Origin of the sequence: Variovorax sp. Varisp85 (assembly GCF_047304045.1) — a bacterium.
Taxonomy (GTDB): Bacteria; Pseudomonadota; Gammaproteobacteria; order Burkholderiales; family Burkholderiaceae_C; genus Variovorax.
This window is the reverse complement of the sequence record NZ_JBGLYN010000118.1, coordinates 1-7877: the sequence shown is the minus strand read 5'-3', so window position 1 is coordinate 7877 and position 7877 is coordinate 1. Positions and strand designations below refer to the sequence as shown.

General features: G+C 68.2%; 4 protein-coding genes. All 4 read right to left on the bottom strand.

Annotated features, from left to right (window positions below):
- Positions 1-57 precede the first annotated feature (57 nt).
- A complete protein-coding gene (locus ACCC97_RS28325; RefSeq protein ID WP_413336283.1) occupies positions 58-2541 on the bottom strand; it encodes a glycogen/starch/alpha-glucan phosphorylase in 2484 nt (827 codons plus the stop codon).
- Positions 2542-2677: 136 nt separating this feature from the next.
- Positions 2678-4147, bottom strand: a complete 1470-nt coding sequence (gene glgA, locus ACCC97_RS28320) for a glycogen synthase GlgA (protein ID WP_413336281.1) — start codon at positions 4145-4147, stop codon at positions 2678-2680.
- Positions 4148-4298: 151 nt separating this feature from the next.
- On the bottom strand, positions 4299-5606 hold the full coding sequence (gene glgC / locus ACCC97_RS28315) for a glucose-1-phosphate adenylyltransferase (protein WP_007838645.1): 1308 nt from the start codon (positions 5604-5606) through the stop codon (positions 4299-4301).
- A gap of 87 nt (positions 5607-5693) precedes the next feature.
- Positions 5694-7772, bottom strand: coding sequence for a glycogen debranching protein GlgX (gene glgX / locus ACCC97_RS28310; protein ID WP_413336279.1), 2079 nt, complete (start codon positions 7770-7772; stop codon positions 5694-5696).
- Between the last annotated feature and the right edge of the window lie 105 nt (positions 7773-7877).

The window sequence follows — 7877 nt, the reverse complement described above, 5'->3', positions numbered from 1 at the left end:
GCCGTCAGCCCCCACCCCAACCCTCCCCCAGCGGGGGAGGGAGCAAATATCGGATGCTCAGCTCAACACCACCGGCTTGGTGTGCCAGATCTCATGCGCGTACTGCGCAATGGTGCGGTCCGACGAGAACGCACCCATCCCCGCCACATTGAGGATCGCCATCCGCGTCCAGGCATCCGAGTCGCGGTACAGCGCATCGACCTCGGCTTGCTTGGCCACGTAGCTCGCATAGTCGGCCAGCAGCAGGTAGTGGTCGCCCCAGTTCACCAGCGCGTCGTAGATGCCCTGGTAGCGCGCCGGTTCGCCCGCTGAAAACGCGCCGTCCCGGATCGCGTCGAGCACGCGCTTGAGTTCAGCGTTCCCTTCGTAGATCTCGCGCGGCTGGTAGCCCCGCGCGCGGATGTCGGCCACTTCGGGCGTGGTGTTGCCGAAGATGAAGATGTTCTCCGGCCCTACGTTCTCGCGCATTTCCACGTTGGCGCCGTCCAGCGTGCCGATGGTCAGCGCACCGTTGAGCGCGAACTTCATGTTGCCGGTGCCCGATGCCTCGGTGCCCGCCGTGGAGATCTGCTCCGACAGGTCGGCCGCCGGCATGATGGTCTCGGCCAGGCTCACGCTGTAGTTCGGCAGGAACACCACCTTCAGCAGCTTGCCCACGCGCGCGTCGGCGTTGATGGTGCTGGCAACGTCGTTGATGAGCCGGATCACGAGCTTGGCCATCGCGTACGCCGACGCCGCCTTGCCCGCGAACACCACCACGCGCGGCACGATGTCCAGCGGCGTGCCCGCGGCCTGCGCGTCGAGGATGCGGTGGTAGCGCGCCACCACGTGCAGCACGTTGAGCAGCTGCCGCTTGTATTCGTGGATGCGCTTGACCTGCACGTCGAACATCGCGTCGGTGTCGATGTCGATCTTGAGGTGCTGCTCGATCCAGTTGGCCAGTCGCAGCTTGTTCTCGCGCTTGGCATGGCGGAATGCGCGCACGAAGGCCGGTTGCTCGGCCATGGGCCTGAGCGCCTCGAGCTGCGACAGGTCGCGCCGCCAGCCCTTGCCGATGCGCTGGTCGAGCAGCGCCGCCAGCGGCGGGTTGGCCTGCGCCAGCCAGCGGCGCGGCGTGACGCCGTTGGTCTTGTTGTTGAAGCGCTCGGGAAAGATCTTCGCGAAGTCCGAGAAGATCGACTGCTTCATCAGCTCCGAGTGCAGCCCCGACACGCCGTTGATCGAGTGGCTCGCCAGCACCGCCACGTAGGCCATGCGCACGCGGCGCTCGCCGGTCTCGTCCACCAGCGACAGGCGGCGCATCAGCTCCACGTCGTTGCCCACCTTCTGCGTCACCGTGGCGAGGAACTTCGCGTTGATGTCGTAGATGATCTGCAGGTGCCGCGGCAGGATGCGCCCCAGCATCTCGACCGGCCAGGTCTCCAGCGCCTCGTGCATCAGCGTGTGGTTGGTGTAGCTGAACACCTTCTGCGTGTGCGCCCAGGCCATGTCCCATGTGAGGCCGTACTCGTCGAGCAGCAGGCGCATCAGCTCCGGCACGGCGAGCACGGGGTGCGTGTCGTTCAGGTGGATGCTGACCTTTTCCGAGAGCTGGTCGAAGGTCTTGTGGTTGCGCAGGTAGCGCCGCAGCAGGTCCTGCACGCTCGCGCTGCAGAAAAAATACTCCTGGTGCAGCCGCAGCTCGCGGCCCGAGGGCGTGGAGTCGTCGGGGTAGAGCACGCGCGAGACGTTCTCCGAGTGGTTCTTGCTTTCCACCGCCTGCATGTAGTTGCCGCGGTTGAAGGCCGAGAGGTCGATCTCTTCGGTGGCGCGCGCCGACCACAGCCGCAGCGTGTTGGTGGCCTGCGTGCCGTAGCCGGGAATGATGGTGTCGTAGGCCACGGCCAGCACATCGTGCGTGTCGACCCAGTCGGCCGCGCCGTAAGGGGCGTTGGTGCCTTCCCGCTTCTGCACATGGCCGCCGAAGCGCACGCGGTAGTTCACCTCGGGCCGCTGGAACTCCCACGGGTTCCCGCGCGTGAGCCAGTAGTCGGGTGTTTCCACCTGCTGTCCATCGACGATGCGCTGGCGGAACATGCCGTATTCGTAGCGGATGCCGTAGCCCATGCCCGGCACGCCCAGCGTGGCCATCGAGTCGAGGAAGCAGGCGGCGAGCCGCCCCAGGCCGCCGTTGCCCAGCGCCGCGTCGGGTTCGCGCTCGGCCAGTGCGTCCATGTCGACGCCGAAGTCGGCCAGCGCCTCGCGCACGGTGTCGTAAAGGTCGACCGCCAGCAGCGCGTTGGTGAAGGTGCGCCCGATCAGGAACTCCATCGACAGGTAATAGACGCGCTTGAGGTCCTGCGCGTAGTTGGCGCGCGTGGTCATCATCCAGCGCTCGACCAGCTGGTCGCGCACGGCCTGCGAGGTGGCGTTGAGCCAGTCGTCCTGGCTGGCGGCGACCGGGTCCTTGCCGACTGCGTAGATCAGCTTGTTGGCCACCGCGCGCTTGAAGGCTGCGACGTCGCGGTCGGGGTGGTCGTAGGCGAAGTCTTTGATCGTCATGATTGGCGCTCTTCGGTGTGGGTGATGGTGTTTTGCTGCCGTGCGTTTGTCTTGGGTGCGTGCGAATGACACCGAGTGCTCCCCTGCGCGTGAGCGCACCCCGAATCACGAACGCATCGAATCGAGAAGAGGCGCGTCATCCCAGTGCCTGCCGATAAACGTCGATGTACTGTGCCGCCGCAGTGGCCCAGTCGGCGGGCCGGCGCATGGCGTTGCCCCGCACGCGCCGCCAGTCGGGCGCGCGTTGGTACAAGGCAAAGGCGCGGCGCACGGCGCGTTCGTAGCTCTGGACATCGAAGCTGTCGAACACGAAACCGGTGGCGCCCCCACTGGCGAGGTCTTCGAGCGAGCTGTCGACCACCGTGTCGGCCAGCCCGCCGACGCGGCGCACCAGCGGCAGGCTGCCGTACTTGAGGCCGTACATCTGCGTGAGGCCGCAGGGCTCGAAGAGCGAAGGCACCAGCGTCACGTCGCCCGCACCGAACAGCTGGTGGGCCAGCGTCTCGTTGTAGCCGATGGTGGCACTGACCGACTGCGGCGCGGCCGCCGCGCGCTGTCTGAAGGCTTCCTCGAGCCAGGCCTCGCCGCTGCCCAGCAATGCGAGCTGGCCGCCCTGGGCGAGCAGCGCGTCGAGCCCGCCGAGCACCAGATGCAGCCCCTTCTGCTCGGTGAGCCGGCTCACGAGGATGAAGAGCGGCGCATCCGGCCGATCGGCCAGCCCCAGCTGGTGCTGCAGCACCGACTTGCAGCGCGCCTTGCCGGCCATGTGGCGGCCTTCGGGCGTGTGATAGCCCTGCACCAGCGCGGCGTCGGTCGCCGGGTTCCAGACCAGGTCGTCGACCGCGTTGAGGATGCCGGTGAGCGCGCTGCTGCGCAGCCGCAGCAGGCCGTCGAGCCCGCAGCCCTGCTCGGGCGTCTGGATCTCGAGCGCATAGGTCGGGCTGACCGTGGTGAGCCGGTCGGCGAAATACAGGCCGCCCTTCATGAACGAAACCTGCCCGTGGTACTCGAGACCGTTCATCTGGAACGCGGGGCCGGGCAAGCCGAGCTCCGCGAAGTTCCACGGCGCGAAGAGGCCCTGGTAGGCGAGGTTGTGCACTGTGAAGACACTGCCCACACGCGGGCCACCGGCCTGCCGCGCGAAGTGCAGGTAGGCCGGCGCGAGCGCGGCGTGCCAGTCGTGCGCATGCACGACTTCGGGCTGCCACAGCGGATCGAGCCCTTGCGCCAATTGCGCCGCGGCCCAGCCGAGCAGGGCGAAGCGGCGGTGGTTGTCGCCGTAGGGCTGGCGCGAGGTGTCCTCGTAGGGATTGCCGGGCCGGTCGTAGAGCACCGGCGCATCGATCACGTAGGCCGGGATGCCGGGCGCCCCATCGATGTCGACATGCCCGAGGCTCAGCCCGAAGCGCTCGCCCCAGGGCGCGTCGAAACCGGCCACGGGCGCCAGGTCGCGCACGCCCGAGACGATGGCAGGAAAGCCCGGCAGCAGCACGCGCGCGTCCTGTCCTGCGGCCATGAGCGCCAGGGGCAGGGCACCGGCGACGTCCGCCAGGCCGCCGGTCTTGAGGAGGGGGAAGAGTTCGGCGCTGACCTGGAGGATTCGCATCGTCAGTGCTGCCTCCGTGCAAGGTGGGATGGCACAAAGACCTGGTTTCTTTCAGGAATACCGCGGAACCGGCTTTGCCGGGCCGCTGGTATTGCCCCCGGCGAGGGGGTTGGCGAAGCGACACGAAGTGCGCGAAGACTGGGGGCGAATCTCATGCAGCCAGTCGTTTGAGCATCTCGCGCGTGACCAGCACCACGCCGTTCTCGGTGCGCTCGAAGCGCGCTGCGTCGACTTCGGCGTCCTCGCCGATCACCATGTCGTCGGGGATCACGCAGCCACGGTCGATCACCACGCGGTTGAGCCGGGCACCGCGCCCGACTTCCACGTCGGGCAGCAGCACCGCCTCGTTGATCTCGCAGAAGGAGTGGATGCGCACGCCCGAGAACAGCACCGAGCTGCTGACCTTGGAGCCCGAGACAATGCAGCCGCCCGACACGATGGTGTTGACCGTCATGCCATGCTTGCCCTCGCGGTCGAGCACGAACTTGGCCGGCGGCAACTGCCGCTGGTAGGTCCAGATGGGCCAGTCGGTGTCATAGATGTCGAGCTCCGGGGTGATGGAGGCCAGGTCGAGGTTGGCTGCCCAGAATGCATCAATCGTGCCCACGTCGCGCCAGTAGGCCTTGGCGTCGGGTCCGCGCGAGGCCCGCGTGACGCACGACAGGCCGAAAGGATGGGCCAGCGCGCGGCCCTGGGCCACGGCGCGGGGAATGATGTCCTTGCCGAAATCGTGGCTCGAATCGGGGTTGACGCTGTCTTCTTCGAGCAGCTGGTAGAGGTACTCGGAGTCGAACACGTAGATGCCCATGCTCGCCAGCGCCACGTCGGGATGGCCGGGCATGGCGGGCGGGTCGGCGGGCTTTTCGAGGAAGTCGGTGATCCGGCGGCTCTCGTCGATGGCCATCACGCCGAAGGCCGTGGCTTCCATGCGCGGCACTTCGATGCAGCCGACCGTGCAGCCCAGACCGTGCTCGGCATGGTCCTTGACCATGATCGAGTAGTCCATCTTGTAGATGTGGTCGCCGGCCAGCACCACCACGTAGTCGTGCTTGGTGGAGCGGGTCTGGATGATGTCGAGGTTCTGGAACACCGCGTCGGCCGTGCCGCGGTACCAGTGCTCGTCGCCCACGCGCTGCTGGGCGGGCAGCACGTCGACCATCTCGTTGAGCTCGGCGCGCAAAAAGCTCCAGCCGCGCTGCAGGTGGCGCATGAGCGAGTGCGACTTGTACTGCGTGACCACCGCCATGCGCCGGATGCCGGAGTTCAGGCAGTTGGACAGCGCGAAGTCGATGATGCGGAACTTGCCGCCGAAGTACACGGCCGGCTTGGCGCGCCGGTCGGTCAGCTGCTTGAGGCGGGAGCCGCGTCCGCCGGCCAGCACCAGGGCGATGGTGCGGCGGACCAGTTGATGGGCCTGCAGCTCCTGCGGGGGCTGCGCTTGCGGTGTGAGGTTGTCCATCCTGAGTCTCCGTTCGTTCGCTTGTTGGAATTCATTCGCCGTCAGGGTCTCTGCATCGAGACTAGCACCGCGCCGTGCGCCTGGCTCCTACGTTCTTGCGATCCCGATGCTTGAAAAAGGCACTTGCGCCGTGCCGCCGAGCGGCCGGCCCATCTCACCCGGATCGTCCTCGGGATCGGTGGACAGGCGCAGGCGCCAAGCGCCCGCGGGCAGCCTGAAGGACACAGCCTGCGGGCCTGCGTTCACCAGCACCAGCCACGAGCCGCCGTCGCCGGCGCCATCGCCGAAAAGGATTGCAAGTGCCGTGCCCGTGCGCCAGTCGCCGGCCGTCATCGGTTCGCCGTCGGGGCGCAGCCAGCGGATGCCCGGCGGCATGCCCTGCGGCGTCTCGGGTGGCCACCAGCGGGTGCTGCGCAGGGCCGGGGCTTCGCGGCGCAGGGCGGCCAGGCGCGCCACGAAGGCGCTCGTGCGGGCCGCGTCGCTGTCGGGGGCGGAGGCGCCGATCCACGCGAGCCATGTGGTCTCGTTGTCCTGGCAGTAGGCGTTGTTGTTGCCCTGCTGGCTGTGGCCCAGCTCGTCGCCGGCCAGCAGCATGGGTGTGCCCTGTGACAGCATCAGCGTGGCGAGCAGCGCGCGCTGCAGGCGGCTGCGCAGGGCCAGCACGGCGGGGTCGTTGCTCGGCCCCTCGACGCCACAGTTGTTGCTCATGTTGTGGCCATGGCCGTCACGGTTGCCCTCGCCGTTGGCGAGGTTGTGGCGCTCGTTGTAGCTCACGAGGTCGCGCAGCGTGAAGCCGTCGTGCGCGGTGACGAAGTTGACGCTCGCGGCCGGCGCGCGGCCGCGATGGGCGAACTGCGTGCTGGAAGCGGTGAAGCGATGGGCGAAGTCGCCCAGGCCGGCCCTGTCGTCGTGCGCCTGGCGCAGCCAGAAGCCGCGCTGCGTGTCGCGGTAGCGGTCGTTCCATTCGAGCCAGCCCGGCGGGAACTCGCCGAGGCGGTAGCCGCCGGGGCCGATGTCCCAGGGCTCGGCGATGAGCAGGGTGCGCGAGAGCACCGGGTCTTGCGCGATGGCGGCGAAGAAGGGCGCGCGTGGGTCGAAGCCTCGCTGCGCGTCGCGCCCGAGCACCGGGGCGAGATCGAAGCGGAAACCGTCGACACCCATCTCGCAGGCCCAGAAGCGCAGGCTGTCCGTCACCAGCTGCAGCACGCGCGGCTCGCCGAGATTCAGGCAGTTGCCCGTGCCGGCCCAGTTCTCGTAGAGGGCGCGGTCGTCGGGGCGCAGGTGGTAGTACAGCGCGTTGTCGATGCCGCGCAGCGAGAGCGTGGGACCGAGCTCGTCGGTCTCGGCGCTGTGGTTATAGACCACGTCGATCACCAGCTCCATGCCACGTGCGTGTATGGCGTCGGCCATCGCGCGGAACTCGCTGGCGGGCGTGGTGCCGGCGCGGCCGCTCCAGTAGCGGGCCTCGGGAGCGAACCAGCCGATGGTGGTGTAGCCCCAGTAGTTGCTCAGGCCCATGCGCAGCAGGCGCTGCTCGTCGGCGCGGTGCTGCACGGGCATGAGGCTCAGGGTGGTGACACCCAGGCGCTGGAGGTGGTCGAGCACGGCGGGCTCCGCGAGGCCGGCGTAGGTGCCCCGGAGTGCCGCGGGGACTGCGGGGTGGAGCCTGGTCTGGCCTTTGACGTGCAGCTCGCAGAGCACGCGCTCGCCGGCGGGGATGCGGGCGTGGCCGGATGCCGCTGCCGGACCGGCGGGTTGCGCGACACGGGCCTTGAGCGCGACGGCTGCGTTGTCGCGGGCGTCCCTCTGGGCCGGGTTCGCGGGGTCGTGGCCCAGGAAGATGTCGCTGCCGTCGTAGCTGCCGACGATCTCTCGGGCGTAGGGGTCGAGCAGCAGCTTGGCTGGGTTGAAGCGCTGGCCTTCGTGGGGGGACCACGGGCCGTGGACTCGGTAGCCGTAGACGAGGCCGGGCTTGCCGCTGGGCAGGTGGCCGTGCCAGATGCCGTCGGTGCATGCCGGTAGGTTGAGGCGCTGCTGCTCGCTCTTGCCGGTGCTGTCGAAGATGCAGAGCTGTACTGCTTCTGCTGTTGGCGCTGCTATTGCGAAGTTGACTCCCTGTTGCGAGGGTGTTGCGCCCAAGGGGTAGGGGGTGCCTGGGCTCAGCATGTTGCTACCTCCGGCGGGTGGTTGCTTTCCGGGGCGAGACCCGGCCCCGGGAAACAAACCAAGTCAAGCAACGTCAAGCCAACACCCACATCACGGTAGCCAGTG